Annotated in this window: 25 protein-coding genes and 1 tRNA gene; 20 read left to right on the forward strand and 6 right to left on the reverse strand. The window is 67.5% G+C overall.

Annotated features, from left to right (window positions below; translation table 11 throughout):
* The 12 genes from AC3WL8_RS11440 to AC3WL8_RS11495 form a co-directional block, all read left to right on the forward strand.
* Positions 1 to 1,380, forward strand: a 1,380-nt coding sequence (locus AC3WL8_RS11440) for a motility hub landmark protein FimV (protein WP_492378277.1), incomplete at its 5' end; no start/stop codon positions are given.
* 149 nt (positions 1,381 to 1,529) lie between these two features.
* On the forward strand, positions 1,530 to 2,348 hold the full coding sequence (truA, locus tag AC3WL8_RS11445; protein ID WP_013957411.1) for a tRNA pseudouridine(38-40) synthase TruA: 819 nt from the start codon (positions 1,530 to 1,532) through the stop codon (positions 2,346 to 2,348).
* The gene (locus AC3WL8_RS11450; RefSeq protein ID WP_492378278.1) at positions 2,335 to 3,078 is read left to right on the forward strand and encodes a phosphoribosylanthranilate isomerase; all 744 of its coding nucleotides are present in this window, start codon (positions 2,335 to 2,337) and stop codon (positions 3,076 to 3,078) included. The genes truA and AC3WL8_RS11450 overlap by 14 nt, the downstream gene beginning before the upstream one ends.
* A 124-nt stretch (positions 3,079 to 3,202) precedes the next feature.
* Positions 3,203 to 4,396 (forward strand): tryptophan synthase subunit beta, encoded by a 1,194-nt coding sequence (gene trpB, locus AC3WL8_RS11455; RefSeq protein WP_211979971.1) that lies wholly within the window; start codon positions 3,203 to 3,205, stop codon positions 4,394 to 4,396.
* On the forward strand, positions 4,396 to 5,319 hold the full coding sequence (locus AC3WL8_RS11460) for a DNA-methyltransferase (protein WP_492378279.1): 924 nt from the start codon (positions 4,396 to 4,398) through the stop codon (positions 5,317 to 5,319). The genes trpB and AC3WL8_RS11460 overlap by 1 nt, the downstream gene beginning before the upstream one ends.
* 1 nt (position 5,320) lies before the next feature.
* Positions 5,321 to 6,118 (forward strand): tryptophan synthase subunit alpha, encoded by a 798-nt coding sequence (trpA, locus tag AC3WL8_RS11465; protein ID WP_013957408.1) that lies wholly within the window; start codon positions 5,321 to 5,323, stop codon positions 6,116 to 6,118.
* A gap of 180 nt (positions 6,119 to 6,298) precedes the next feature.
* Positions 6,299 to 7,171, forward strand: coding sequence for an acetyl-CoA carboxylase, carboxyltransferase subunit beta (accD, locus tag AC3WL8_RS11470; protein ID WP_013957407.1), 873 nt, complete (start codon positions 6,299 to 6,301; stop codon positions 7,169 to 7,171).
* A 157-nt stretch (positions 7,172 to 7,328) separates the two neighbouring features.
* Positions 7,329 to 8,639: a bifunctional tetrahydrofolate synthase/dihydrofolate synthase gene (folC, locus tag AC3WL8_RS11475; RefSeq protein ID WP_492378280.1), complete on the forward strand. Its 1,311-nt coding sequence runs from the start codon at positions 7,329 to 7,331 to the stop codon at positions 8,637 to 8,639.
* A 108-nt stretch (positions 8,640 to 8,747) separates the two neighbouring features.
* Positions 8,748 to 9,476: an SPOR domain-containing protein gene (locus AC3WL8_RS11480; protein WP_013957405.1), complete on the forward strand. Its 729-nt coding sequence runs from the start codon at positions 8,748 to 8,750 to the stop codon at positions 9,474 to 9,476.
* A 42-nt stretch (positions 9,477 to 9,518) separates the two neighbouring features.
* Positions 9,519 to 10,016 carry a CvpA family protein gene (locus AC3WL8_RS11485; RefSeq protein WP_013957404.1) on the forward strand — a complete coding sequence of 166 codons (498 nt, stop codon included), beginning with the start codon at positions 9,519 to 9,521 and terminating at the stop codon, positions 10,014 to 10,016.
* Between the two features lie 103 nt (positions 10,017 to 10,119).
* On the forward strand, positions 10,120 to 11,649 hold the full coding sequence (purF, locus tag AC3WL8_RS11490; RefSeq protein ID WP_492378281.1) for an amidophosphoribosyltransferase: 1,530 nt from the start codon (positions 10,120 to 10,122) through the stop codon (positions 11,647 to 11,649).
* 340 nt (positions 11,650 to 11,989) lie between these two features.
* Positions 11,990 to 13,195: an O-succinylhomoserine sulfhydrylase gene (locus tag AC3WL8_RS11495; protein ID WP_013957402.1), complete on the forward strand. Its 1,206-nt coding sequence runs from the start codon at positions 11,990 to 11,992 to the stop codon at positions 13,193 to 13,195.
* Positions 13,196 to 13,199: 4 nt separating this feature from the next.
* On the opposite strand, the gene AC3WL8_RS11500 is transcribed toward AC3WL8_RS11495, so the two are convergent.
* The gene (locus AC3WL8_RS11500) at positions 13,200 to 13,445 is read right to left on the reverse strand and encodes a hypothetical protein (RefSeq protein WP_492378282.1); all 246 of its coding nucleotides are present in this window, start codon (positions 13,443 to 13,445) and stop codon (positions 13,200 to 13,202) included.
* Positions 13,446 to 13,501: 56 nt separating this feature from the next.
* Here AC3WL8_RS11500 and AC3WL8_RS11505 point away from each other — a divergent pair, with 56 nt between their 5' ends.
* The gene (locus AC3WL8_RS11505) at positions 13,502 to 13,645 is read left to right on the forward strand and encodes an SMR family transporter (protein ID WP_080569550.1); all 144 of its coding nucleotides are present in this window, start codon (positions 13,502 to 13,504) and stop codon (positions 13,643 to 13,645) included.
* A 63-nt stretch (positions 13,646 to 13,708) separates the two neighbouring features.
* Here AC3WL8_RS11505 and AC3WL8_RS11510 read toward each other — a convergent pair whose 3' ends face one another.
* From AC3WL8_RS11510 to rpsU, 3 genes are all read right to left on the reverse strand, one after another.
* On the reverse strand, positions 13,709 to 14,572 hold the full coding sequence (locus AC3WL8_RS11510; RefSeq protein WP_013957400.1) for an ABC transporter permease: 864 nt from the start codon (positions 14,570 to 14,572) through the stop codon (positions 13,709 to 13,711).
* A gap of 14 nt (positions 14,573 to 14,586) precedes the next feature.
* Positions 14,587 to 15,498, reverse strand: a complete 912-nt coding sequence (gene nodI, locus AC3WL8_RS11515; RefSeq protein WP_022535960.1) for a nodulation factor ABC transporter ATP-binding protein NodI — start codon at positions 15,496 to 15,498, stop codon at positions 14,587 to 14,589.
* A 202-nt stretch (positions 15,499 to 15,700) separates the two neighbouring features.
* Positions 15,701 to 15,913 (reverse strand): 30S ribosomal protein S21, encoded by a 213-nt coding sequence (gene rpsU / locus AC3WL8_RS11520; RefSeq protein WP_010814647.1) that lies wholly within the window; start codon positions 15,911 to 15,913, stop codon positions 15,701 to 15,703.
* Positions 15,914 to 16,303: 390 nt separating this feature from the next.
* Here rpsU and AC3WL8_RS11525 point away from each other — a divergent pair, with 390 nt between their 5' ends.
* From AC3WL8_RS11525 to AC3WL8_RS11555, 7 genes are all read left to right on the forward strand, one after another.
* Complete coding sequence (locus AC3WL8_RS11525; protein WP_492378283.1) at positions 16,304 to 19,153, forward strand: DUF4118 domain-containing protein; 2,850 nt, start codon at positions 16,304 to 16,306, stop codon at positions 19,151 to 19,153.
* A gap of 31 nt (positions 19,154 to 19,184) precedes the next feature.
* The gene (gene kdpE / locus AC3WL8_RS11530; RefSeq protein WP_211979968.1) at positions 19,185 to 19,880 is read left to right on the forward strand and encodes a two-component system response regulator KdpE; all 696 of its coding nucleotides are present in this window, start codon (positions 19,185 to 19,187) and stop codon (positions 19,878 to 19,880) included.
* 173 nt (positions 19,881 to 20,053) lie between these two features.
* A complete protein-coding gene (locus AC3WL8_RS11535) occupies positions 20,054 to 20,443 on the forward strand; it encodes a cupin domain-containing protein (protein ID WP_013957396.1) in 390 nt (129 codons plus the stop codon).
* Positions 20,444 to 20,493: 50 nt separating this feature from the next.
* Complete coding sequence (locus AC3WL8_RS11540; protein ID WP_013957395.1) at positions 20,494 to 21,471, forward strand: Bug family tripartite tricarboxylate transporter substrate binding protein; 978 nt, start codon at positions 20,494 to 20,496, stop codon at positions 21,469 to 21,471.
* Between the two features lie 59 nt (positions 21,472 to 21,530).
* The gene (locus AC3WL8_RS11545) at positions 21,531 to 22,697 is read left to right on the forward strand and encodes an acyl-CoA dehydrogenase family protein (protein WP_211979967.1); all 1,167 of its coding nucleotides are present in this window, start codon (positions 21,531 to 21,533) and stop codon (positions 22,695 to 22,697) included.
* A 12-nt stretch (positions 22,698 to 22,709) separates the two neighbouring features.
* Positions 22,710 to 23,873 carry a CaiB/BaiF CoA transferase family protein gene (locus AC3WL8_RS11550; protein ID WP_492378284.1) on the forward strand — a complete coding sequence of 388 codons (1,164 nt, stop codon included), beginning with the start codon at positions 22,710 to 22,712 and terminating at the stop codon, positions 23,871 to 23,873.
* Between the two features lie 69 nt (positions 23,874 to 23,942).
* The gene (locus tag AC3WL8_RS11555; protein ID WP_013957392.1) at positions 23,943 to 24,710 is read left to right on the forward strand and encodes an IclR family transcriptional regulator; all 768 of its coding nucleotides are present in this window, start codon (positions 23,943 to 23,945) and stop codon (positions 24,708 to 24,710) included.
* Between the two features lie 105 nt (positions 24,711 to 24,815).
* Here the strand turns inward: AC3WL8_RS11555 and AC3WL8_RS11560 are convergent.
* Both AC3WL8_RS11560 and AC3WL8_RS11565 read right to left on the reverse strand, forming a co-directional pair.
* A tRNA-Asn gene (locus AC3WL8_RS11560) sits at positions 24,816 to 24,891 on the reverse strand.
* A 243-nt stretch (positions 24,892 to 25,134) separates the two neighbouring features.
* The gene (locus tag AC3WL8_RS11565) at positions 25,135 to 26,244 is read right to left on the reverse strand and encodes an NAD(P)/FAD-dependent oxidoreductase (protein WP_013957391.1); all 1,110 of its coding nucleotides are present in this window, start codon (positions 26,242 to 26,244) and stop codon (positions 25,135 to 25,137) included.
* Positions 26,245 to 26,315: the final 71 nt, after the last annotated feature.

A 26,315-nucleotide genomic window follows, 5' to 3' on the forward strand; every position in this document is an offset into this window, starting at 1 on the left:
GCCGTCCCAGCCTCGCAGCCGGCTGCGGCCATCCCTGCCAGCGCAGCGCAGGCCGCAGCCGCCGCGTCGGCCCCCGCGGCCAAGCGCCCGCCGGTGTTGGCGGCCCAGCCCGAGCCGGTGCCCCAACCGTCGTTCATCGATGGCCTGCTGGCCAACCCCATGCTGCTGCCCGGCGGTGGCCTGCTGGTGGCGCTGCTGGGCGTCTATGCGATCTATCGCCGCCGCCAGCAGCAGAAGGCGGGCGAGGCGACCGGCTTCGGCGACAGCATCCTGTCGCAGGAAAGCACGGTGATGGCCGGTGCCAATTCGCTGTTCGGCACGGCCGGGGGGCAGAGCGTCGACACCTCGCAGCACAGCGTGTTCGGCGCGGACTTCCGCATCGGCAACAACACGCCAGAAGCCAACGAGGTCGACCCGATCGCCGAGGCCGAGGTCTATATCGCCTATGGGCGCGATGTGCAGGCGGAGGAAATCCTGCGCGAAGCCCTGGAGAAGAACCCGGAGCAGCAGCCGGTGCGGCTCAAGCTCCTGGAGATTTACAGCAACAGACAGGATGTGGAAGGTTTCCGCGTGATTGCAGAAGAAATGTTCGCCCAGACCGGCGGACACGGGGCGGAATGGCTGAAGGCAGCAGAAATGGGGCGCGCGCTCGAGCCGGGCAACGCGCTCTTCCTGGCGGTGACGCCCGAAGCGGCGGGGCCGGATACGACATCGCCGGCAACCGACCAGTGGCGCACCCAGGACCCGTCGCAGAATCCGGCCTCGATCGCGCGGCTGGAGCCGTCGCTGGGTGACCTGGCGCTGCCGCTGGATGCCTTCCCGGCCCCGGCGGCCGGCGAGCCGATCGTTGCGCCTGCTTCCGCGGCGATGGTATTTGGCGCTGACGCGCACGACGCCGGCGAGCCGGTGCGGCTGGATCTCGGCCTGCCTGGCACCGGCGCCGACCCGCTTGCCGACGACGTGCCCACCCTTGACACGCCGACCCGTAGCCGTCCGCTGGAGTTCGACATGTCGGGGCTGTCGCTTGACCTGGGCAGCGCCGCGCAAGCCGACGCCCGCGGCAAGGATGTGCTGGACGAGGCCACCATGCCGCTGCCCGCCACCACTATGCTGCGCGACGGCAAGCTGGCCGAGCCGATCGACCTGTCGCGCGTGGCGCCTGAAACCGGCGGCGACCTCACGCACGGGGGTTCGCCGAGCACGCTGTCGGTCGACGGCGTGGACGGCGGGCGGGACATGCAGATCAAGCTTGACCTGGCTCGTGCCTATATCGAGATCGGCGACAAGGAAGGCGCGCGCGAACTGCTGCAGGAAGTGGTCGAGCAGTCGCAGGACCCGCTGCAGGCGGAGGCCCGTTCGCTGCTGCAGGAAGTGGCCTGAGCTATCATTGACGGTCCGGCCGCGGCACGCGCTGCCGCAGCCTGAAGCGATGCGCCGGAAGCGTCCCTTCCGGCGCATTTGCTTTTTCGGCGGACCTGGCGTGAACCATTGCGCCCGGACGTACCCGCCGCCTTGCCCGATCCCCTGACATGAACCGCATCGCTCTTGGCCTGCACTACGACGGCGCCGCCTTTTCCGGCTGGCAGTCGCAGCCGCACCGCAATACCGTGCAGGATCACCTGGAAAACGCCATCGAGCGCTTTGCCGGGGTGCGCCTGCTGACCACTGTGGCGGGGCGCACCGATACCGGCGTGCATGCGCTCGGCCAGGTCATCCACCTGGACACGGCGCTGGAGCGCGAGCCATTTTCCTGGGTGCGCGGCGTCAACGCCTTCCTGCCGCCGTCGATCGCGCTGCAATGGGCGCTGCCGGTGGACCAGGGCTTCCACGCCCGTTTCCTGGCGTTCGAGCGCATGTATTACTACGCGCTCTACACCGGGCCGCACCGCGTGCCGCTGGTGCACGGCCGCGCCGGCTACCAGATGCTGCCGCCGGGTCAGCGGCTGGATGTCGACGCCATGCGCGAGGCCGCCGCGTGCCTGGTCGGCGAGCACGATTTCTCCGCCTTCCGCGCCGCCGAGTGCCAGGCCAAGTCGCCGGTCAAGACCATGTACGACGTCACCATCAAGGATGACGGCAACTGGGTGTTCCTGCGCTTTCGCGCCAGCGCCTTCCTGCACCACATGGTGCGCAACCTGATGGGCTGCCTGGTGGCGGTGGGGCGCGGACGCTACCCGGCGCCATGGCTGGCGCAGGTGCTGGCCGGGCGCGAGCGCAAGCTGGCGGCGCCGACCTTCATGCCGGACGGCCTCTACCTGGTCGGCGTCAAGTATCCTGATCCTTACCAGATCCCCGCGGCCGATCCGTCCGCGAGCCTGTTCCATGGAGTGTTCGATGACGCAGCCTGAGGCCGCCGAAGGTAGCACGGCGGGCAGCACAGTGCACATGCCGGCCCGCACCCGCATCAAGATCTGCGGCCTGACGCGCGAGGACGACGTGCGCGCCGCCGTGGGCGCCGGCGCCGACGCCGTCGGGCTGGTGTTCTACCCGAACAGCCCGCGCTACGTCGACGTGGCGCGCGCCGCCGCGCTGGCCGAGGCCGCCGGGCCGTTCGTGGCGATCACCGGGCTGTTCGTCAATGCCGACCTGGAAGACATCGCCCATGTGGCCGAGCGCGTGCCGCTGACGCTGCTGCAGCTGCACGGCGACGAGACCCCGCAGTTCTGCTCGCAGGCGTCACAACGCTGCCGGCTACCGTTCCTGCGCGCCGCCCGTGTGCGCCAGGGCCTCGATTTGGTAGAATTTGCCGATCAATACCGTGATGCCGCTGCCTTGCTGCTTGATGCCTTCGTCGAAGGCTACGGCGGTGGCGGCCACGTCTTCGACTGGACCCTGATTCCCCCGGCATGGCTTCCGCCTACTCCCCCGGTACCAGCTACCGGCAACCCGAACGCAAGCGGCGCTCCTCGCATCGTTTTGAGTGGTGGGTTGAACGCGCAAAACGTCGCTGGTGCGATTGAACGCGTGCGGCCCTACGCTGTGGACGTCAGCAGCGGGGTAGAGGCCGCCAAGGGCGTGAAGGACCACGCCCGCATCGCCGCGTTCGTGCGTGCTGTGCGCAGTGCCGAGGCAGGATGAGCCGGGCCGTCTCCCGCGTCTTTCCCCATGCCGCCTATGGCCTGCCGCATGCGCGCACACGCATCGCAGTCAACCATGCGCCCTTGCCGGATGAGGCAAGGCCGCTGTTCCGAAGAGTCTAGATATGTACGACTTGCCCGATTCCCGTGGCCATTTCGGCCCCTATGGCGGCACCTTTGTGTCCGAAACGCTGGTCCACGCGCTCGATGAGCTGCGCGAAGCCTATGCGCACTACCAGAAGGATCCGGAGTTCGATGCCGAATACCGCCGCGAACTGAAGCACTTTGTCGGCCGCCCGTCGCCGATCTATCACGCGCAGCGCTGGAGCGAGACGCTCGGCGGCGCGCAGATCTACTTCAAGCGCGAAGACCTGAACCACACCGGCGCGCACAAGATCAACAACGTGATCGGCCAGGCGCTGCTGGCCAAGCGCATGGGCAAGCCGCGCGTGATCGCCGAGACCGGGGCAGGGCAGCACGGCGTGGCCACGGCCACCATCGCCGCGCGCTTCGGCATGGAGTGCGTGGTCTACATGGGGGCCGAGGACGTCAAGCGCCAGGCCGCCAACGTCTACCGCATGAAGCTGCTGGGCGCCACCGTGGTGCCGGTGGAAAGCGGCTCGCGCACGCTCAAGGACGCGCTCAATGAAGCCATGCGCGACTGGGTCACCAACGTCGAGAACACCTTCTACATCATCGGCACCGTGGCCGGCCCGCATCCGTATCCGATGATGGTGCGCGACTTCCAGTGCGTGATCGGCGAGGAATCCAAGGTGCAGATGCCGGAGATGACGGGCCGCCAGCCGGATGCCGTGATCGCCTGCGTCGGCGGCGGCTCCAATGCCATGGGCATCTTCTACCCGTATATCGAGCACCAGGACGTGCAGCTAATCGGCGTGGAAGCCGCCGGCGACGGCCTGGACACCGGCCGCCACGCGGCCTCGCTGACCGGCGGCACGCCGGGCGTGCTGCACGGCAACCGCACCTACCTGCTGCAGGACGCCAACGGCCAGATCATCGAGACCCATTCGGTGTCGGCCGGCCTGGACTACCCGGGCGTGGGCCCCGAGCATGCCTGGCTCAAGGACAGCGGCCGCGCGCAGTACGTGCCGATCACGGATGAGGAAGCGCTCAAGGCCTTCCACGACTGCTGCCGCATCGAGGGCATCATCCCGGCGCTGGAATCGAGCCATGCCATCGCCTACGCCTGCAAGCTGGCGCCGACGCTGCCCAAGGAGAAGCTGCTACTGGTGAACCTGTCCGGCCGCGGCGACAAGGACATGCACACCGTGGCCGAGCGCGCGGGGCTCAAGCTCTGATGCGCGCGCTGCCTCCGACCGGACTTGCCGTGGGCGGCGCGGGTGCACCGGATGCGTCCGGTGCGCCCGATTCCGCCCAGTTGCGCCTGTTCCAGGAAGACATGTTCGAGGGCATTGCCCGCCTGCCGGACGGCTCGGTCGACCTGATCGTCGCCGATCCGCCCTACGGGCTGGGCAAGGATTACGGCAACGATTCCGACCTGCTGTCGGGCCAGGAGTATCTCGACTGGTCCGAGCGCTGGATGAACGCGGTCGTGCCCAAGCTCGCGCCCAAGGGCACGCTCTACCTGTTCTGCACCTGGCAGTATTCGCCCGAGCTGTTCGTGATGCTCAAGCGGCGCCTGACCATGATCAACGAGATCATCTGGGACCGCCGCGTGCCCAGCATGGGCGGCACCACGCGCAAGTTCTCGTCGGTGCACGACAACATCGGCTTTTTTGCGCGCGCGCGCGACTACTACTTCGATCTCGACCCGGTCCGCATTCCCTACGACCCCGAGACCAAGAAGGCGCGCAGCCGTCCGCGTTTCGAAGGCAAGAAGTGGCTGGAGGTGGGCTACAACCCGAAGGACCTGTGGAGCGTCTCGCGCATCCACCGCCAGGACCCGGAGCGCGCCAACCACCCGACGCAGAAGCCGCTGGAGATCGTCGAGCGCATGGTGCTGTCAAGCTGTCCGCCGGGCGGCCTGGTGCTGGATCCGTTCGCCGGCAGCGGCACCACCGCGGTGGCCTGCCTGCGCCACGGACGGCGCTTTGCCGGCTTCGAGATCAATCCGGAGTATGTGCAGGTGGCATGCGATCGCGTGTCTGCCGCCGCTGCAGCCCTTGCCCCGAATGCAGCCGCCGAGCCTGCCGCCACCCCAACCCTGGCCGCCGCCAACGACGATGTCTCGCCGGCGCCGCGGCCTCACCTGATTCCCTGATATGTCCCGTATCCAGAAGACGTTCGCGGCGCTGGCCGCGCAGCAGAAGAAGGGCCTGATTCCGTTTATCACCGCGGGCGATCCCGAGCCCGGCCTGACCGTGGCGCTGATGCACGCGCTGGTGGCGGGCGGCGCCGACGTGATCGAGCTGGGCGTGCCGTTCTCCGACCCGATGGCCGACGGCCCGGTGATCCAGCGCGCCTCCGAGCGCGCGCTGGCGCAGGGCGTGTCGCTGACCCAGGTGCTGCAGTGGGTGCGCGAGTTCCGCCAGACCAATGCCGACACCCCGGTGGTGCTGATGGGCTACGCCAATCCGATCGAGTGCATGGGCGAGCAGGTCTTTGCCACTGCCGCGCGCGAGGCTGGCGTGGACGGCGTGCTGGTGGTCGACTATCCGCCCGAGGAGTGCGAGTCGTTCGCCACGCTGATGCGCGACAACGGCATGGACCCGATCTTCCTGCTGGCGCCGACTTCGACCGATGCCCGCATCGAGGCCGTGGCGCGCGTGGCCAGCGGCTACCTGTACTACGTGTCGCTCAAGGGTGTGACCGGCTCGGCCGCGATCGACCTGGACAGCGTGGCGGCGCGCCTGCCGCTGATCAAGCAGCATGCCAACCTGCCGGTGGGCGTGGGCTTCGGCATCCGCGACGCGCAGACCGCGCGCGCGATCGGCAGCGTGGCCGATGCCGTGGTGATCGGCAGCCGCCTGGTGCAGCTGCTGGAGGACACCCCGCGCGAACAGGCGGTGGCGACGCTGCAGGCGTTTATTGCCGAGATCCGCCAGGCGCTGGACAGCTGAAGTGATGTAATGTCGGCCCGGCAAACCTTGTGGAGTGATGTTTTGTGCGCAAATCGCGCGTTGCGCTTCGAGGTCACCGGGCCGGCATGGTAAATTCGCGGGTTGATTCCCTGCCATCCGCCAACAGGCGTCCCGACACCGGGCTTGCCGGCGGACCGCAGTCATCCGAAAGGAGCTTTCATGAGCTGGTTGGATAAACTCCTGCCCCCCAAGATTCAACAGACCGACCCCAGCACCCGCAAGGGCATCCCTGAGGGGTTGTGGGTCAAGTGCCCGTCGTGCGAGTCCACCCTGTACCGGACCGACGTCGAGGCCAACCTGCACGTCTGCCCCAAGTGCGACCACCATATGCGCATCGGCGCACGGGCGCGCCTGGACGGGCTGCTGGACGCCGAAGGCCGCTATGAGATCGGCCAGGAGATCGTGCCGGTCGACGCCCTCAAGTTCAAGGATTCCAAGAAGTACCCGGACCGCATCAAGGCCGCCATGGACGACACCGGCGAGACCGATGCCATGGTGGTGATGGGCGGTGCCATCCACACCATCCCGGTGGTGGTGAGCTGCTTCGAGTTCGAGTTCATGGGCGGTTCGATGGGCTCGGTGGTGGGTGAGCGCTTCGTGCGCGGCGCGAAGGCCGCGCTGGAGCAGAAGGTGCCGTTCATCTGCTTTACCGCCACCGGCGGGGCGCGCATGCAGGAAAGCCTGCTGTCGCTGCTGCAGATGGCCAAGACCACCTCGATGCTGAACCAGCTGAGCGCGGCCAAGCTGCCGTTCATCAGCGTGCTGACCGACCCGACCATGGGCGGCGTATCGGCCAGCTTCGCCTTCCTGGGCGATGTGGTGATCGCCGAGCCCAAGGCGCTGATCGGCTTTGCCGGCCCGCGCGTGATCGAGCAGACCGTGCGCGAGAAGCTGCCGGAAGGCTTCCAGCGCTCGGAATTCCTGATCCAGAAGGGCGCCATCGACATGATCGTCGACCGCCGCAAGATGCGCGCGGAACTGGCGCAGCTGCTGGCGCTGCTGCAGAAGCAGCCGGCCGACGCGGTGGCATAACAACGTCTGCATGGCAGATCAAGGGCGCGGGTGGTTGACGCGCCTTTCGCTTTTCTTGGCCGCCCCGGCCGCTATCTCGGGGCCGGGCGCAAGCCCGGCCTTGACTTTGCCGCTGGCTGGCCAAATCTGGTAGCAACAGCTTTTCCTCGCACCCCACATGCCTGTCTTCCGTACGCTCCCCGAATGGCTTGCCCATCTCGAAACCGCCCATCCCGTGGGCATCGACATGGGCCTGGCGCGCATCACGCGCGTGAAGGAGGCCCTCGGGCTGCGCATCGACGCTGTGGTGTTCACGGTGGGCGGCACCAACGGCAAGGGCTCTACCTGCGCGATGCTAGAGCGCATCCTGCTGGAGGCCGGCTACAAGGTGGGCTGCCATACCTCGCCGCACCTGATCTCGTTCAACGAGCGCGCCCGCATCAATGGCGAGATCGCCACCGATGCGCAGCTGCTGCCGCATTTCGAGGCGGTCGAGCGCGCACGCAACAGCTTTGCCGACCCGGTCAGCCTGACGTACTTCGAGTTCACCACGCTGGCGATCATCCATGCCTTCGCCGCGGCCGGGCTGGACGCGATCATCCTGGAAGTAGGCCTGGGCGGGCGGCTGGACGCGGTCAACGTAATCGATACCGACTGCGCCATCGTCACCAGCGTCGATATCGACCATACCCAGTACCTGGGCCATACGCGCGAGGAAATCGGCTTCGAGAAGGCCGGCATCTTCCGCCCGGGCGTGCCCGCGATCTGTGGCGACCCGATGCCGCCCAAGTCGCTGGTGGCGCACGCCGAAGCGGTCGGCGCCGAGTTGTGGCTGGTGGGGCGCGATTACCATTTCCACGCCGCCAAGGGCCAGGAGCGCCAGCAATGGGACTGGAGCGGCGGCGGGCGCAAGCTTAACGGCCTGGGCTACCCGGCGCTGCGCGGGGCCAACCAGCTGCTCAACGCGGCGGCGGCGCTGGCCGCGCTGCAGGCCATGCGCCCGCGCCTGCCGGTCAGCGCACAGGAAGTGCGCAACGGGCTGGCCTTTGTCGAACTGCCGGGACGCTTCCAGGTGCTGCCGGGGCGCCCGGCGGTGATCCTGGACGTGGCGCACAATCCGCATGCGGCGGCCACGCTGGGGCAAAACCTTGAGAACATGGGGTTCTTCCGCTACACCTATGCGGTGTTCGGCGCGATGCAGGACAAGGACATCGCCGGGGTGCTGCAGCACGTGGCCGACAAGGTCGACCACTGGTGCCTGTGCGACCTGCCGACCGAGCGCGCCGCCAGTGCCGCGGACCTGCTGGCCAAGCTGGAGGCGGGCGGATTCCGCCCCGGGCCGGACGCCACCGCGGCCTGCTTTTCCAGCCCCGAGGCGGCATTCCGCGATGCCATCGAGCGAGCCACCGAGAATGATAGAATTCTGGTCTTCGGATCGTTCTATACCGTCGCCGGCGTGATGGCCTATCGTGCCACGCAGGCTAACTGAAGCAGGCGCCCCGGCGCCCGCTGACCTGGCAACCCCGGCGGCCTTGGCCGATCAATGAGCGGCAAACGCAACGAGCGGCCCCACAAGGCCGTATCACCGAACCAATCTATGGGCCTGCTTTCGCTGTTTTCTTCCCGCAAGGGCAACGACCCGGCACCCGAGCGTGCGCGGCGCCAGCGCACCGACACGGGTGCAGGCATTGCCTCGTCGCGCCGTCTGGCCGATGACTATGCCGACGATACGCTCGACCCCGAATTTCCGCAGAAGCAGCGCGCGCGCCGCCGCCTGATCGGCGCCGTGGTGCTGATGGTGGCCGCCGTGATCGTGCTGCCGATCGTGTTCGAGACCAAACCGCGGCCGGTGTCCGAGGACGTCTCGGTAAAGGTCGCAAACGGGGTCACGGGCGCGCAGGGGGCGCAGAAGCCCCGCGTCGAGCCGCGCAAGGCCGACCCGCTGCCGCCTACGCCGGCGGCGCGCAATGATGCCGAGGCGCTGGACGCCGGCGAGGAAATCGTCAGCGCGCCCAAGCCTGCGGCCACCGCCGCAGCCGCCGCGGACAAGCCCGCGCAACGGGCTGAAGCCAAGCCCGAAGCCAAGCTGCCGGGCAGCGGCAAGTACCTGATCCTGATCGGCGCCTTTTCTTCCGAAGAGCGCGCCAAGGGCTGGCTGGCCAAGCTCAAGGCGAGCAAGGTCCCGGCCTATGTCGAAAAGAAAATGCTGGCCGATGGCGAGCGCATCCTGCTGCGTGCCGGCCCCTTCAGCGACCGTGACGCCGCCGACGCCGCCGACAAGCGCGTGCGCGCGGTGGGGCTGACCTCGAAGGTCGTGGAACAGTAAGGGGCAAGCACGGCCGGCGCCTGTGCCCGGCCGCAAGCAACGATGCAGCCGACTTTCTTCGACTATGCCGTGGTCTTCATCCTGCTGGCCTCGGGCGTGCTCGGCGTGCTGCGCGGCCTGGTGCGCGAGGTGCTCTCGCTGATCGGCTGGGTGGTGGCGTTCTGGGTGGCGTTCCGCTATGGCGCGGTGGCCGCGGGCTGGATGCCTGAATCGATGCCTGGCGGCGAGCTGGCGCGCCATGCGCTGGGCTTCGTGGTGCTGCTGATCGGCACCGTGCTGGGCGCCTCGCTGGCCGGCATGGTGGTCGGGCAGCTGCTGGAGAGCACCGGGCTCAAGCCCGCCGACCGCGGGCTGGGACTGGTGTTCGGCCTGCTGCGCGGCGTGCTGCTGGTGATGGTGATGGTCACGCTGGCCAGCTTGACGAAATTGCCGGAAGAACCGTTCTGGCGCGACGCGGTGAGCCGCCCTTATGTGATGCAGGCCATGGAATCGGTGAAGCCATGGCTGCCGCCGGAGCTGGCGAAGTACGTCAAGACATGAAGCCGGGCATGGTGCCCGGTCGGTAGTACGCAGGCCTTTGGTCCGGGGGATTTCCGGACCAGGCTGCGCCCCCTGATTCAAAGCCTTTCCTGGGAGCTTGGCAATGTGCGGTATCGTCGGTGTGGTTTCAGCCACGCCTGTCAACCAATTGATTTACGACAGCCTGCTGTTGTTGCAACATCGCGGACAGGATGCTGCCGGCATCGCCACCGCCAACGGCAGTACTTTCCACATGCACAAGGCCAACGGCCTGGTGCGCGATGTCTTCCGCACGCGCAACATGCGCAGCCTGCCTGGCGCCGCCGGTATCGGCCAGGTGCGCTATCCGACCGCCGGCTCGGCATCCAGCGAGGAAGAAGCGCAGCCGTTCTACGTGAACGCGCCCTATGGCGTGATCCTGGCGCATAACGGCAACCTGACCAACTGGGAGCAGCTGCGCGAGGAGATGTTCCGCCGCGACCGCCGCCACATCAACACGCATTCGGACACCGAAGTGCTGCTGAACGTGCTGGCCGACGAGCTGCAGCGCGCCAGCAACGGCATGGCGCTGGACCCGGACACCATCTTCACGGCGGTCAGTGGCCTGCACCGCCGCGTGCGCGGTTCGTACGCCATCGCCGCGCAGATCGCCGGCTACGGCATGCTGGCCGTGCGCGACCCGTTCGGCATCCGCCCGCTGTGCCTGGGCAGCGTCGAGACCCCGACCGGCAAGGAATGGATGGTGGCATCCGAGTCCGTGGCGCTGGAAGGCATCGGCTACAAGCTCGAGCGCGACGTGGCGCCGGGCGAGGCCATCTTCATCGACCTGGACGGCAAGCTCTATACCAAGCTGTGCGCCGAGAACGCGGTGCTGACGCCGTGCATTTTCGAGTACGTCTACCTGGCCCGCCCGGATTCGTGCATCGACGGCGTGCCGGTCTATGACGCGCGCCTGCGCATGGGCGACTACCTGGCCGAGAAGATTCGCCAGGAAGTGTCGGCCGGCGACATCGACGTGGTCATGCCGATTCCCGATTCCAGCCGTCCGGCCGCGATGCAGGTGGCCAACCGCCTGGGCGTGAACTACCGCGAAGGCTTCTTCAAGAACCGCTACGTCGGCCGCACCTTCATCATGCCCGGCCAGGCGGTGCGCAAGAAGTCGGTGCGCCAGAAGCTCAACGCCATGGGTGTGGAGTTCAAGGGCAAGAACGTGCTGATCGTCGATGACTCGATCGTGCGCGGCACCACCTCGTTCGAGATCGTGCAGATGGCGCGCGACGCCGGCGCCAACAAGGTGATCTTCGCCTCGGCCGCGCCGCCGGTGAAGTACCCCAACGTGTACGGCATCGACATGCCGACCCGCAGCGAGCTGGTGGCCCATAACCGCACCCACGAAGAGATCGCGAAGATCATCGGCGCGGACAAGCTGGTGTACCAGGACGTGGAAGCGATGAAGCAGGCCGTGCGCGACATCAACCCGGCGCTGAAGGACTTCGATGCTTCATGTTTCGATGGCCGCTACATCACCCGCGATATCGACGAGGCCTACCTGAACCGCCTGGAAACGGCGCGCAGCCAGGCCGACCGCGACGGCACCAATGGCGACACCGAGCGCTCGCAACTGCACCTGCAGCGCTCCGGCGGCAACGAGTAAGCCGTGCCGCCGCTGTCCGCGCGTTGACGAATGCGGAGCCCGGCCGTAACATGGCCGGGCGTCGATTTGATAGTCAGCTTGCGGACGCGGGTCCAGCCCGAAACAGCTAAAGAGATGGCGGTCAGCAACGATTCCCGATGCGCAGTGCCTTCGCGGCGCAGCGATTTCCGGAAGCCGGCCGCCACAGCCTGAAGCCGAAGGCCATTCGCAGAACAGCAAGCCCGTCGATCCGACCACCCGATCGCACGGGCTTTTTTCATGGCCGCGCGCCTGTCCACCTGGCCGGCGCCGGCTCGTCGAAACCATCGCATTCGCGCGGGTACGACCGCGCCCCACCAGCATGAACGAACCGCTCAACCCCGAATCGCTCGGCATCGACACCCTCGGCGTGCGCGCCGGCACGCTGCGCAGCGAATTCATGGAGCACTCCGAGGCCATCTACCTGACCTCGAGCTTCTGCTTCAACAGCGCGGCCGAGGCCGCCGAACGCTTCGCCAACTCGGAAGAGGGCTTCACCTACTCGCGCTTCACCAACCCCACGGTGTCGATGTTCCAGTCGCGCCTGGCCGCGCTGGAAGGCGCGCAGGCCTGCATGGCGACCGCCTCGGGCATGAGCGCGATCCTGTCGGTGGTGCTGTCGTCGATGCAGGCGGGTGACCACCTGGTCAGCTCGCGCGCGATCTTCGGCTCGACCATGACGCTGTTCGGCAATATCTTCTCGAAGTTCGGCGTCGAGACCACCTTCGTCGACCCGAGCGACCTGAACGCGTGGCGTGCCGCGGTGCGCCCGAACACGAAACTGTTCTTCCTGGAAACGCCCTCGAACCCGCTGACCGAAGTGGCCGACATTGCCGCCGTGGCCGACATCGCGCACAACGCGAACGCCCTGCTGGTGGTCGACAACTGCTTCTGTTCGCCGGCGCTGCAGCAGCCGATGAAGTTCGGTGCCGACATCGTGGTGCATTCGGCCACCAAGCATATCGACGGCCAGGGCCGCGTGCTGGGCGGCGCGGTGCTGGGCACGCACGACTTCATCATGGGCAAGGTGTTCCCGTTCGTTCGCACCGCCGGCCCGACGCTGTCGGCCTTCAACGCCTGGGTGCTGCTCAAGGGCATGGAGACGCTGGCGATCCGCATGGAACGCCATTCGGCCAGCGCGCTGGCGCTGGCGCAGTTCCTGGAATCGCACCCGGCGGTGGCGCGTGTGTTCCACCCCGCGCTGAAGTCGCACCCGCAGCACGAGATCGCCATGCGCCAGCAAAGCGGCGGCGGCGCGATCGTGTCGTTCGAGCTGAAGGGCGCCACGCCCGAGCAGCAGCGCGCCAATGCCTGGCGCGTGATCGACAACACCCGGCTGTGCTCGATCACCGGAAACCTGGGCGACACCCGCACCACCATCACGCACCCGTACACCACCACGCACGCGCGCGTGAGCCCCGAGGCCAAGGCGGCCGCGGGCGTGGGCGAAGGGCTGATCCGCCTGGCGGTGGGGCTGGAGTCGGTCGGGGACCTGAAGGCCGACCTGCTGCGCGGCCTGGGCGACTGAGGGCTTACTGCGCCGGCTGTGCTGGTTGTGGCGGCGGGGGCGGCGCGGGTTCGTCGCTGCCGGCCACGGCCTTCACACCTGCGGCCGTGACGTCGTAGGTGGTGCTGACCGCGGTCGTCGCCACGCTGACAGCGGCTGATCCGACGGTAGCCACCGTCGACACCGCGGCACTGCCCACCGCCATCACCATGCAACCGGCCAGCGACGTCGTGGCGCATGCGGCCGCCAGCGCCAGGGTGGCGCGCTGCAAGGGGGCGGAATCTCCGCTATCGTTGCGCACGTTACGACGCAATCCGAGAAATCGAAATGGCATGGACACTGCTGGCCCTGGCAGGGCTGTTCGAGGTGGTATGGGCGATCGGGCTGAAGTACACCGAAGGTTTTACGCGGCACCGCGATCCTCGGCATCATACTCTTCCACCGCGGCGCGGCTGGCCTGCATCGGCCTGATCGTGTGCGGAATTGCCGGGCTCAAGCTGGCGGGCAGCGCCTGAAGCCCGGCATGCGGCAGTCTTAGCGCAGCAGCCGGCGCCGCAGCAGCACGAGGCATACCACCAGCGCCACCACTGCATAGGCGCCCAGCACCGCCAGGTGCAGGCCGACATCCTCCGACGGACGGCCCAGCATCAGCGGCCGGATCAGCGCCACTGCATGCGCTAGCGGCAGTACCTTGGTGGCTGCCTGCACGCCTTCGGGCAACTGTTCCAGCGGGAAGAACACGCCGGACAGCAGCAGCATCGGCGTCATCACCAGGGTCTGGTAGAACATGAAGAAGTCGTAGCTGGGCGCTAGCGCGGTGACGATCATCGCCAGCGCGGCAAAGGCAATGCCGGCCAGCACGATCACCGGCAGCGCCAGCAGCGCGCCGGGCATCTGCGCATAGCCGAGCGCGCCCGCCACCAGCATGATGGCCAGCCCGGACAGCACCGCCTTGCTGGCGGCCCAGGCGATCTCGCCCAGCACCACGTCGCCCAGCGTCAGCGGGGCATGCATGATCGCCTCCCAGGTGCGCTGCACGTGCATGCGCGAGAACGCGGAATACATCGACTCGAAGCTGGCCGACATCATCACGCTGGACGCGGTGGTGCCGGCGGCCAGGAAGGCGATATACGACACGCCGTTGACCTGGCCCACCATCAGCCCCAGCCCGAGGCCGAGGCCGAACAGGTAGATCATGGGGTCTGCGAGGTTGCCGATCATCGACGGGATGGCCAGCTTCTTCCACACCATGTAGTTGCGGTACCAGACCATCATCCAGTTGCGCAGGTTGCGCGGCAGCAGCGGCTGCGGATAGCGCTGGCGCGGTGCCGCGGCAGCGTGGCCGCCAGCGGCCGCGGGGGCAGTGGTGGTATCCGCGCGGGGATCCTGTTCGCTCATGTCAGTCCCTCGGTTCAGTCCCGCATCTCGCGGCCGGTCAGCTTGAGGAACACGTCCTCCAGGTTGGCCGGGCGGTGCAGGTAGCGCACGCCGCTCCTGCCGTGCAGCGCCGCCAGCAGCGGGGCGGGCTCGCGCACATAGCAGAACAGCGTCTCGCCGCTCATTTCAGTACGTTGCGCCAGCGGCGTCAGGCTGCCGCGCAGCGTGTCCAGTTCATCGCCATAGACCTCGACCACGTCGCAGCCGATCTGGCTGTCGATCAACTCGTGCGGCTTGCCTTCGGCAATCTTGCGCCCGCCGTCGATCACGCACAGGTAGTTGCACAGCCGTTCGGCCTCTTCCATGAAGTGCGTGGTCAGCAGGATGGTCTTGCCGCTGGCCATCAGCGACTTCAGGCGCTCCCAGATCAGGTGGCGCGCCTGCGGGTCCAGGCCGGTGGTGGGCTCGTCCATCACCAGCAGGTCAGGGTCGTTGATCAGTGCGCGTGCGACGGTCAGGCGCCGGCGCATGCCGCCGGAGAGGTCGCGCACCTGGGCATCGGCGCGGTTCTCCAGCCGGGCGAATTCCAGCAGCATCGGCACGCGCCGCTCGATCTCGGCCGACGACAGCCCGAAGTAGCGCCCGAAGATGCGCAGGTTCTCGATCACCGAAAAATCCGGGTCGAGGTTGTCGAACTGCGGCACCACGCCCACGCGCATGCGCGCCTGCGGCGCGCGCTCGGGGATGGGTTCGCCGCACAGCGTGAGCGTGCCGGCCATGGGCGTGGTCAGGCCCAGCAGCAGGCGCAGCGTGGTGGTCTTGCCGGCGCCGTTGGGGCCCAGCAGGCCGAAGCACTGGCCGCGAAATACCTGGAGATCGAGGTCGTCGACCACGACCGTGTCGCCGTATTGCTTGCGCACCTTGCGCAACTCTAGGATGGCAGTCAAGGCAGGGTCCGGTGTGGCGCCGCACGGGCGCAATATCCGCCATTATGCCGGTCATCGGCGCAACGCTCAGGTGGCGCAGTGCAGCAAAAAAGCCGCGGCCGCAAAGCGCAGCGGGGCCGGCCTGGCGCGCGGGCATAAAAAAACCGCCAGCGAACTGGCGGTTTTTCTTGCCCGGCGGTGCCGGGCGGCGAAGCGTACTGGATCAGTACATCTTCTTCGGCAGCATCTGCATGCGCAGGCGCTTGCGCAGACGTGCTTCGGCGGCCTTCTTCTTGCGCTTGCGCTCGGTCGTCGGCTTCTCGTAAGCGGTGCGGCTCTTGAGTTCAACGATCAGGCCAGTCTGCAGAATGGCGCGACGGAAACGCCGCATCGCAACTTCAACGGGCTCACCGGGTTTCAAGACGATCTTAGTCAATTCAGTCCTTTAGGGGATTGCCGCAAGGAGCGGCTGGTTCACACGGGGGGAAACTGCGGTCGCCGGAGCGACTGGTATTGCACGCCGGGCTAATGCCCAGGTGCGCCCCCGCGAACCTGAAAGATGTGGACGTTTCAGTCCGTGCAACCAGTGTCAGGGGTGATAGCGCCAGGTCCTATACAACTGGAGCCTGACAGTACCGGTTTCCATGAATGCTATACGCCCGTAACTATGGCATGTATACGACGGCACTGTCAAGAATGTAGTGCAATGCGCGCGCGGGGCGCAGCGTCGGAATTCGCCGTTAGTCTATTTTGGCGCACTTTATGCCGCCGCCTGCGTGGCACAATCTGGCTGCGCTCCCGCCGCTGCGAGGCAAGAGTGCCCACCATGCCTGAGCCGCGCCAACCCGACGACCTTCGCCCCGACCCCGACCACCTGCTGCAGCGCATGCAGGCCGTCGGCGAACGCGCCGCGCGCGGGCGCCTGCGCATCTATTTCGGCGCTTCGGCCGGCGTCGGCAAGACCTTCGCCATGCTGGCCGCGGCGCGCGCGCAGCGCGAGCAGGGCGGCGACTTGGTGGTGGGCGTGGTCGAAACCCATGGCCGCGCCGAGACCGAGGCGCTGGCTGAAGGCATCGAGCGCGTGCCGCTGCACCGCGTGGACTATCGCGGCCGCACGCTGCAGGAATTCGATCTCGACGCCGCCCTGGCACGCCGGCCTGCACTGATCCTGGTGGATGAGCTGGCGCACAGCAACGCGCCCGGCAGCCGCCACCCCAAGCGCTGGCAGGACATCGCCGAGCTGCTGTCGGCCGGCATCGATGTCTGGACCACGGTCAACGTCCAGCACCTGGACAGCCTGAACGAGGCGGTGGCCAGCATCACTGGCATCCGCGTGCGCGAGACCGTGCCCGACGCGGTCTTCGACGATGCCGGCGAGGTGGTGCTGGTCGACCTGCCCGCCGACGAACTGCTGCGCCGCCTGCGCGAAGGGCGCGTGTACGTGCCCGAGCAGGCCCGCCATGCGGTGCAGAATTTCTTCCGCAAGGGCAACCTGATAGCGCTGCGCGAGCTGGCGCTGCGCCGCACTGCCGACCGCGTCGACGACGACGTGCGCGCCTACCGGCAGGAAGCCTCGATCGAGCCGGTCTGGCGCACGCGTGAAGCGGTGCTGGCCTGCATCGGCCACGGCAGCGATGCCGCACAGGTGGTGCGCAGCGCGCACCGGCTGGCCGGGCAGCTCGATTGCGACTGCCATGTGGTGACGGTGTCAGTACCGCGCCTGGCACCCGTGCCCGACGCCCAGCGCGAGCAGCTCGACGAAGCCATGCGGCTGGCCGAGGCGCTGGGCGGGCGTACCGAAACGCTGGCCGGCAGCGACATGGTGGCGGCGGTGGCCGGCTATGTGCGGCGGCATAACCTGACCAAGGTTTTGATCGGCCGGACGCCGGCGCGCTGGACCGATGGCGGGACTTCGTTGCCCGGCCGCGTGCAGGCGCTGCTGGCGCGCGCGCTGGCGCCGTGGCTGGGCGCGCGCGCGTGGCTGTTCGGGCGCACCAGTTTTGCCGATGCGCTGGCTGCGGCGTGTCCCGAGATCGACGTGATCCGCGTGGCGGCCGACAGCGTCCGGCAGGACACCCCCGGTGATGCGCGCATGCTGCCCGGCACCGAGCTGCCGCGGGAACAAGCCCGGCCTGCGCAGTGGCCGGGCCTGCTGTGGGCGGTGGCCTGGTGCGCCGGCGCCACCGCGCTGTCGGCGCTGGCGCGGCCGTGGTTCGACCTGGTCAATATTGCCATGCTGTTCCTGCTGGCGGTGGCCGGCGTGGCGCTGCGCCACGGACGCGCCGCGGGCGCGTTCGCCTCGCTGGTGGCGGTGGGGGCGTTTGATTTCTTCTTCGTGCCGCCACAGCTGTCGTTTGCGGTCAGCGACGTGCAATACCTGGTGACCTTCCTGGTGATGCTGGCAGTCGGGCTGGTGATCGGCCAGCTGACGGCCGGCCTGCGCGAGCAGGCCCAGGTATCGGTGCAGCGCGAGACCGATGCGCGCACGCTGTACGAGCTGGCGCGCGAGCTGTCGGCGGCGCTGACCGACGCGCACATCGTCGGCATCGGCAGCCGCTTCCTGCGCGCGGCGTTCGATGCGCGTGCGGCGTTTTTCCTGGTCGGCGCGGACGGCCGGCTGCTGCCCGCGGCCACGGACGCCGAGGCCGGCGGCGCGGCACAGAGCGATGCCGTCGACCACGTGCTCGCGCAATGGGTCTTCAACCACGGCCAGCCGGCCGGCACCGGCACCGACACGCTGCCCTCCGGCACGGTGCTGTACCTGCCGCTGAAGGCGCCGATGCAGGTGCGCGGCGTGCTGGCGGTGGAGCCGCGCGCCTGGCGCGCGTTTGCGCAGCCCGCGCTGCGGCGCCAGGTCGATGTCTTTGCCACGCTGATCGCGATTGCGATCGAGCGGCTGCACTATGTCGAGGTGGCGCAGCAGGCGCTGCTGACGATGGAGTCCGAGCGCCTGCGCAGCTCGCTGCTGGCCGCGGTGTCGCACGACCTGCGCACGCCGCTGACCAGCCTGATCGGCATGGCCGAGACCCTGCAGCGCGGCACGCCGCCGCTGGCGCCGGAGGTGGCCGAGACCGTCGGCGCCATGCGCGACCAGGCGCGCCGCATGCACGCCATGGTGGCCAACCTGCTCGACATGGCGCGGCTGCAAAGCCGCAGTGTGGCGCTGCGCAAGGAATGGCAGTCGTTCGAAGAGCTGGCCGGCGCGGCGCTGGCGTCGCTGCGCGATGCGCTGGCGCGGCACCGCGTGGTGGTGGCCGACCTGTCGGCGCTGCCGCTGGTGGAATGCGATGGCGTGCTGATGGAGCGCGTGCTGTGCAACCTGCTGGAGAATGCGGCCAAGTACACCGCGCCGGGTACCGAGATCCGCGTGCGCGGCGAGGTCTCCGATGACGCCGTGCAGCTGGTCGTCGAGGACGACGGCCCCGGCGTGCCGGCGGCGATGGCGCGGCAGGTGTTCGAGAAATTCACCCGCGGCGAGCGCGAGTCCGCCACCACCGGGGTGGGCCTGGGGCTGGCCGTGTGCGAGGCCATCGTGCAGGCGCATGGCGGCAGCATCCGCGTCGAGCCGGTGCATGCGCGGGTGCAGGGCCAAGGCACCGGCGCGCGCTTCGTGGTCACGCTGCCGCGCGGCAACCCTCCGGTGCTGGAACCGGAAGCGGCCGGCTTGCCGGCCTGAACCCGACAATCTTTCAAGGATCCGACGCGTCATGCCATTCGAGTTCTCGCCCACGGTGCTGCTGGTGGAAGACGAGCCCCATATCCGCCGCTTCGTGCGCGCGGCGCTGCAGGACGAGGGCTGCACCGTGCACGAGGCCGAGTCGCTGCAGCGCGGGCTGATCGAGGCCGGCACGCGCCAGCCGGACCTGGTGATCCTGGACCTGGGGCTGCCCGATGGCGACGGCGTATCGATGATCGGCGACCTGCGCACCTGGACCGAAATGCCGGTGCTGGTGTTGTCGGCGCGCACCGGCGAGTCTGAGAAGATCCGCGCGCTCGACGCCGGCGCCGATGACTACCTGACCAAGCCCTTCGGCGTGGGCGAGCTGGTGGCGCGCCTGCGCGTGCTGCTGCGCCGCCATGTGCGTGCCGGCGCGCAGGGGCGGGCGCAGGTGGCCTTCGGCGAGATCGCCGTGGACCTGGCCAACCGCCAGGTCACGCGTGCGGGGGAGCCGGTGCACCTGACGCCGATCGAGTTCCGGCTGCTGGCGGTGCTGCTGGCGCATCGCGGCAAGGTCATGACCCACCGCGAACTGCTGCGCGAGGTGTGGGGGCCGTCGCATGCCGACAGCAGCCAGTACCTGCGCGTCTACATGGGGCACCTGCGGCACAAGCTGGAAGCCGACCCGGCCCAGCCTGCCTACCTGCTGACCGAGATCGGGGTGGGCTACCGCTTCGCCGGCTGACCACCGGGTCACTCCCAAAACGCATTTTTGCCGATCACGCGCCGCGTGAGGCTGGCGCTCGCCCGGCGCGCGTCCACTCCCGGTAAACCCGCAACGACATCGAAATCGTTTGACGAATGAATTCAACAGGATAAACTGTTATTCATAAATATGAATTAAGGCAGGAGCACCACATGCAGGACCAACCCGTCTATTTCATCTCGACCGACGACGTCGAGGGTTACCACCCCGCCAACCATGTCGGCACCCTCAACCGCCGGCTGATCGGGCCCGAGACCGTGGGCTCGCGGCACCTGGAAGTGATCCACGGCACCATCGAGAAGGGCAAGGGCGCGCTGCCGCATGCGCATCCCGGCATCGAGCAGGTCTGCTACGTGCTGGAAGGCCGCGCCGTGGCCGAGGTCGGCGGCCAGCGCAAGGAACTGGGCCCGGGCGACTGCTGCTTCTTCCCGCCGGACCAGATGCATGTGTTCACCGTGGTCAGCGACGAGCCGGCCAAAATTCTGGTCATCTATTCCCCGCCATACGAGGAATCCCCCGAGCGCGTGATACGGCCCGCATAAGACGCGGCTGGTCACGGCAAGGGATTTAACAACGACAGGAGACAACCACCGTGAAGTCCTTCAGGAACGCCTTTGCCAGCCTGGTGCTTGGGTGCACCGCGGCGCTGGCTGCCACCCCGGCGCTGTCGGCCGATGAGTTCCCGTCCAGGCCGCTGCGCCTGGTGGTGCCGTTCGCTGCCGGCAGCGGCACCGATGCCGTGGCCCGCCTGACCGCCAAGTACCTGGGCGAGGCGCTGCAGCAGCCGGTGGTGGTGGACAACAAGCCCGGCGCCAACGGCACCATTGCCGCCGAGTTCGTGGCCAAGGCCCCGGCCGATGGCTACACGCTGTTCATGACCACCAACACCACGCATTCGGCCAACCCGTCGCTGATGAAGCAGCTGCGCTATGACCCGGTCAAGGATTTCACGCCGGTCTCGCGCATGGGCAACCTGCCGTTCATGCTGGTGGTCAACCCGGCGCTGCCGGTGAAGACGCTGCGTGAGTTCATCGACTATGCCAAGGCGCATCCGGGCCTGAGCTATGCCAGCGGCAACAGCACCGGCATCGTCTCGGGCGCCACGCTGTCGAAGATGGCCGGGCTGAACATGCTGCACGTGCCATACAAGAGCACGCCGCCGGCGATGACTGATGTCATGGGCGGCCAGGTGCAGGCGATGTTCGTCGACTTTGCCGCGGGCATCGCCAACGTGCGCGCCGGCAAGCTGCGTGCGCTGGCGGTGACCACCGCGCAGCGCAGCGCGCTGCTGCCCGACCTGCCGCCGCTGGCGAGCGTGCCGGAGCTGAAGGGTTTCGACGTGACCTCATGGAACGGCGTGTTCGCGCCGGCCGGGGTGCCGGCGCCGGTGGTGCAGCGGCTCAACCGTGAGCTGGTTGCCATTGCCACCAGCAAGCAGCATGCGCCGCAGTTCCACGCGCTGGGCTTCGAGCCGTTCGGCAGCACGCCGGCCGAGCTCAGCCAGTTTGTCGTGGCCGAGCTGCAGAAGTGGTCGCGGCTGGTGAAGGACGCAGGCATCCAGCCGGAATAGGCGTTCTTCAGGCAACCATCAGGCAACGAACAAGACAACGACATCAGGCAGGTAACGCTATGAATTTCGACCTCTCCGAAGAACAGGCATCCATCGTCGAGGCCGTGCAGCAGGTCTGCACGCAGTTCGACATGGAGTACTGGGACCGCCTGGACAAGTCCGGCACCTATCCGCACGAGTTCTACAAGACGCTGTGCGAAGGCGGCTGGCTGGGCGTGGCGATGCCCGAGGCGTTCGGCGGCGCGGGCCTGGGCATCCTGGAAGCGGCGCTGGTGATGCAGACCATCTCGCAGTCGGGCGCGGGCATGACCGGCGCCTCGGCGGTGCATATGAACGTGTTCGGCCTGAACCCGGTGGTGGTGTTCGGTACTGACGAACAGAAGAGCCGCTTCCTGCCGCCGCTGATCGCCGGCCAGGAGAAGGCCTGCTTCGGCGTGACCGAGCCCGACGCGGGGCTGGACACCACCAAGCTCAAGACGTTTGCGCGCAAGGTGCCGGGTGGCTATTCGGTGAGCGGGCGCAAGATCTGGATCTCGACCGCGCAGGTGGCCGACCGCATGCTGCTGCTGGCGCGCACCACGCCGCTGGAGTCGGTGAAGAAGTCGACCGAAGGGCTGTCGCTGTTCTACACCAAAGTCGACCGCAGCAAGATCGAGATCCGCGAGATCGACAAGATGGGCCGCGCCGCCGTCGATACCAACATGCTGTTTATCGACGACCTGTTCATCCCGGAGGAAGACCGCATTGGCGAAGAGGGCAGGGGCTTCGAATACATCCTGCACGGCCTGAACCCGGAGCGCATCCTGATCGCCGCCGAGGCCATCGGCCTCGGCCGCGCGGCGCTGGCCATCGCCACGCAGTACGCCAAGGAGCGCGTGGTGTTCGGCCGCCCCATCGGCATGAACCAGGGTGTGCAGCATCCGCTGGCGCAGGCCTGGATGCAGCTGGAATCGGCCAACCTGATGATGCTCAAGGCCGCCGCGCGCTATGACGCAGGCCAGTCCTGCGGCGCCGAGGCCAACACGGCGAAGTACCTCGCCGCCGAGGCCGGCCATAACGCGTGCCAGACTGCGATCCTGACGCTGGGCGGCATGGGCTACTCGCGCGAGTACCGCGTCGAGCGGCTGCTGCGCGAGTCCTATATCCCGCGCATCGCGCCGGTCAGCCCGCAGCTGATCATGTGCTTTATCGCCGAGCGCGTGCTGGGTTTGCCCAAGTCGTACTGAGCGGGAGCGACGATGCAAGCAGAGCAAGCGCAGGCGAGCGCGGCCACCGGGCCGCTGGCCGGCATCCGCGTGATTGACATGACCTCGGTCGCGATGGGGCCGTATGCCACGCAGATCCTCGGCGACATGGGCGCCGAAGTCATCAAGGTCGAGCCGCCCGCCGGCGATGTGTTCCGCCATGCCGAGCCGGCGCGGCACGCAGCCATGGGCGCCAGCTTCCTGAACCTGAACCGCAACAAGCAGTTCGTGGTGCTGGACGTGAAGCAGCCCGACGACCTCGCCGCGCTGAAAGCCCTGATCGCCACGGCCGATGTCTTTGTCTCCAACGTGCGGCCGCAGTCGCTGCGCAAGCTTGGGCTGGACTATGCGTCGCTGCGCGCGGACCATCCGCGGCTGATCTACTGCGGCGCCTACGGCTATTCGGAGGAGGGTCCCTACGCGGGCGCGCCGGCATTCGACGACATCATCCAGGCGCGCAGCGGCATGGCGCAATTCCAGGGTGCCAATTCAAACGACGGTCCGCAGTACGTCAATACTATCCTGGCCGACAAGGTGGCCGGGCTGACCGTCGCTTACGCGATCCCGATGGCGCTGTACGAGCGCGAGCGCTCCGGCCAGGGCCAGGCCATCGAGGTGCCGATGTTCGAGACGCTGGTGTCCTTCCTCGCCACCGAGCAATTGGCCGGGCAGACCTTCATCCCGCCGCTCGGGCCGGCCGGCTATCCGCGCGTAATGTCGGCGCACCGCAAGCCCTATCGCACGCGCGACGGCCATGTTGCGCTGCTGCCCTATACCAGCGCCCAATGGCTGCGTTTTTTCGATGTGTCAGGCCATGCGGAACTGGCGCACGATCGGCGCTATGCCACCCCGGCGGCGCGCAGCGCCAATATCGACGCGCTCTACGCCACGCTGGCCGAAATCGTCGCGCAGCGCACCACGGTCGAATGGCTGGACCTGCTGCGCGACGCCGATATCCCGCACAGCGAAGTGCCGCATTTCGACAGCCTGGCCGACGATCCGCACCTGCGCGCCACCGGCATGATGTTCGAATACGACCATCCCAGCGAAGGGCGCCTGCGCGGGGTCGGCATCCCGACGCGCTTCTCGCGCACGCCCGGCAATATCCGCAGCTGGCCGCAGGCGTTGCCCGGGCCAGGCGGCGCGGAGGGCGGCTGACGCGCCATGCCGGTCGACTCCGCCGCGTACAATCCCGGCCAACAGATACTGAAGTCGAGGAAGCCTACGATGGCAGAAAACGAAGCAGCGGAGAAGTCCGGCTACGCCAGCGTCAAGACGGCGCTGCGCGTGATCGAGATCATGGAGATCTATGCGCGCGAAGGGCGCTCGCTGACGCTGACCGAGCTGGCCAGGCTGCTGGGCGCGCCGATGTCGAGCTGCCTGGGGCTGATCCGCACGCTGGCCTCGCTGGGCTACCTGTACGAGACCGGACGCCGCCAGGGCTACTACCCGACGCGCCGGCTGCTCGATATCGCCCAGCGCATCGCGCGCAACGACCCGCTGCTGGAGCGCGTGCAGCCGGTGCTGGAATCGCTGCGCGACACCACCGGCGAGACCGTGATCTTTGGCAAGCTGCAGGACGACGGGCGCGTGCTGTACCTGGAGGCGCGCGAATCCGCCAATCCGGTGCGCTATATCGCCGCGCCGGGCGAGCTGCGCGACGCGCATGTCAATTCGATCGGCCGCGCCATCCTGGGCGCAATGACGGCCAGCGCGCGCGGCGAGCTGCTCTCAGGCCTGTCGTTCGCCGCGCGCACGCCGCGCACCATCGGTTCGGCGCAGGAACTGGAAGCGATGATGCAGGCCTGGCAGAAGCAGGGTTGGTATCCGAATTTCGGTGAGTCGTTCCCGGACCTGGGGGCCATCGCCATGCCGGTAACGATGGGTGGCGTGACCTATGGCCTGTCGGTGGCGGGACCGCTGCATCGGGTCGAGGTTAATGCGGAGGCCATCGTCGCGGCACTGAAGGTTGCCAGCGCTTCGCTGCAGGGATGAGGTAGAACAGAGGAGGGCGTTGCGGCAACCGGTCTGCCGTGACGCTTTGCGCCGAAGCCCAAAACGAAAAAGCCCGGTGCGTTTGCACCGGGCTTCCGTATCGGTTGGCTCCCCGACCTGGGCTCGAACCAGGGACCTGCGGATTAACAGTCCGTCGCTCTACCGACTGAGCTATCGGGGAACAGCTGAGAAAGAAATTATAGCCAGTTTCTCTTTTCTTCGTCAACACCTTTTCGACATTTTGTTCTTGTCAGAAGGTGTCTGGAAGCTTCCGGCTTGCTGCCTGCCGTACGGTGCGAAGGGCATCTCTGCTGGCTTCGTGCCGTCGTGTCGAACAGCGAGGCCGCATTATAGCTACGGTTTTTGCTTTGTGCCAGAAAAAAACCGCCTTGCGGCGGTTTTTTTTCTACGGCACTCGCTCGGCTCAGTCGAATACCGGCGAATCCACGCCGAGGATCTTGTGCAGCTTCGGCGAGGTGGTGGTGTACTGCATGTGGATTTTCTTCTCGGGGAAGATATACGGCGCGGCACCGAACGCGGCCAGCGCGGCCTCGTGGAAGCCCGACAGGATCAGCTTCTTCTTGCCGGGGTAGGTGTTGATGTCGCCCACTGCGAAGATGCCCGGGATATTGGTCTCGAATTTCTCGGTGTCCACCTTGATCTGCTTGCGCTCCAGGTCCAGGCCCCACTCGGCGATCGGGCCCAGCTTGGGCGACAGGCCGAAGAACACCAGCAGGTCATCCACCGGCATGCGGCGGGTCACGCCGTCGGCGCCGGTCACCTTGATCTCGGTGAGCACGCCGTCCTTCTCTTCATAGCCGCCGATCTGGCCGACCACGAACTGCATTTCCAGCTGCTCGCACAGTTCCTTCATCTTGGCGACCGAGGCGGGCGCGGCGCGGAAGCCGTCGCGGCGGTGGATCATCACCACCGACTCGGCCTTGCCGACCAGGTCCAGCGTCCAGTCCAGCGCCGAATCACCGCCGCCGACGATCACCAGGTTGCGGCCATGGAAGCGGCTCGGGTCCTTGACGCGGTAGAACAGCTGCTTGCCGTCGAACTTGTCGAGGCCCTCGACCTTCAGTGTGCGCGGCTGGAACGAACCCACGCCGGCAGCGATGAAGATGGTCTTGGTGATGAAGCGGGTTCCGAGCGAGGTCTCGACGAAGAAGCGGCCGTCTTCGCGGCGCTCAACGACGGCGACTTCCTGGCCCAGGTGGAAGGTGGGCTCGAACGGCTCGATCTGCTTGAGCAGGTTGTCGGTCAGTTCCTGGCCGGTGCAGATGGGCACGGCCGGGATGTCGTAGATGGGCTTGTCCGGATAGAGTTCCACGCACTGGCCGCCGACCACCTTCAGGGAATCGATGACATGTGCCTTGATTTCGAGCAGGCCCAGTTCAAAGACCTGGAATAGGCCCACCGGGCCGGCACCGACGATCAGCGCATCGATTTCCTGTGGCTGGCCGCCTGCCGGGCTGCCGCCGTCGACCTGCTTGGTCGTGTCGGCGACGGGATTTGGAATGCTCAAGTCCATATTCGTCCTGATACGTTTGCGTGGGCCGCTTGTGCCCGGTATTGCGGAAAGCGCGTGGGGACGGCTTTCTT

This window comes from Cupriavidus sp. FW305-F7, from assembly GCF_058782875.1.

Excerpts from the sequence above, each read along its gene's own strand:
- AC3WL8_RS11565 (WP_013957391.1), bottom strand. The coding sequence starts at position 26,244 with ATGGACTTGAGCATTCCAAATCCCGTCGCCGACACGACCAAGCAGGTC.
- AC3WL8_RS11525 (WP_492378283.1), top strand. The coding sequence starts at position 16,304 with ATGCCTGAGCCGCGCCAACCCGACGACCTTCGCCCCGACCCCGACCAC.
- AC3WL8_RS11510 (WP_013957400.1), bottom strand. The coding sequence starts at position 14,572 with ATGAGCGAACAGGATCCCCGCGCGGATACCACCACTGCCCCCGCGGCC.
- AC3WL8_RS11550 (WP_492378284.1), top strand. The coding sequence starts at position 22,710 with ATGCAAGCAGAGCAAGCGCAGGCGAGCGCGGCCACCGGGCCGCTGGCC.
- trpB (WP_211979971.1), top strand. The coding sequence starts at position 3,203 with ATGTACGACTTGCCCGATTCCCGTGGCCATTTCGGCCCCTATGGCGGC.
- truA (WP_013957411.1), top strand. The coding sequence starts at position 1,530 with ATGAACCGCATCGCTCTTGGCCTGCACTACGACGGCGCCGCCTTTTCC.
- trpA (WP_013957408.1), top strand. The coding sequence starts at position 5,321 with ATGTCCCGTATCCAGAAGACGTTCGCGGCGCTGGCCGCGCAGCAGAAG.
- AC3WL8_RS11555 (WP_013957392.1), top strand. The coding sequence starts at position 23,943 with ATGGCAGAAAACGAAGCAGCGGAGAAGTCCGGCTACGCCAGCGTCAAG.
- kdpE (WP_211979968.1), top strand. The coding sequence starts at position 19,185 with ATGCCATTCGAGTTCTCGCCCACGGTGCTGCTGGTGGAAGACGAGCCC.
- accD (WP_013957407.1), top strand. The coding sequence starts at position 6,299 with ATGAGCTGGTTGGATAAACTCCTGCCCCCCAAGATTCAACAGACCGAC.
- AC3WL8_RS11505 (WP_080569550.1), top strand. The coding sequence starts at position 13,502 with ATGGCATGGACACTGCTGGCCCTGGCAGGGCTGTTCGAGGTGGTATGG.
- AC3WL8_RS11450 (WP_492378278.1), top strand. The coding sequence starts at position 2,335 with ATGACGCAGCCTGAGGCCGCCGAAGGTAGCACGGCGGGCAGCACAGTG.
- AC3WL8_RS11545 (WP_211979967.1), top strand. The coding sequence starts at position 21,531 with ATGAATTTCGACCTCTCCGAAGAACAGGCATCCATCGTCGAGGCCGTG.
- folC (WP_492378280.1), top strand. The coding sequence starts at position 7,329 with ATGCCTGTCTTCCGTACGCTCCCCGAATGGCTTGCCCATCTCGAAACC.
- AC3WL8_RS11460 (WP_492378279.1), top strand. The coding sequence starts at position 4,396 with ATGCGCGCGCTGCCTCCGACCGGACTTGCCGTGGGCGGCGCGGGTGCA.
- AC3WL8_RS11535 (WP_013957396.1), top strand. The coding sequence starts at position 20,054 with ATGCAGGACCAACCCGTCTATTTCATCTCGACCGACGACGTCGAGGGT.
- AC3WL8_RS11480 (WP_013957405.1), top strand. The coding sequence starts at position 8,748 with ATGGGCCTGCTTTCGCTGTTTTCTTCCCGCAAGGGCAACGACCCGGCA.
- AC3WL8_RS11485 (WP_013957404.1), top strand. The coding sequence starts at position 9,519 with ATGCAGCCGACTTTCTTCGACTATGCCGTGGTCTTCATCCTGCTGGCC.
- AC3WL8_RS11495 (WP_013957402.1), top strand. The coding sequence starts at position 11,990 with ATGAACGAACCGCTCAACCCCGAATCGCTCGGCATCGACACCCTCGGC.
- purF (WP_492378281.1), top strand. The coding sequence starts at position 10,120 with ATGTGCGGTATCGTCGGTGTGGTTTCAGCCACGCCTGTCAACCAATTG.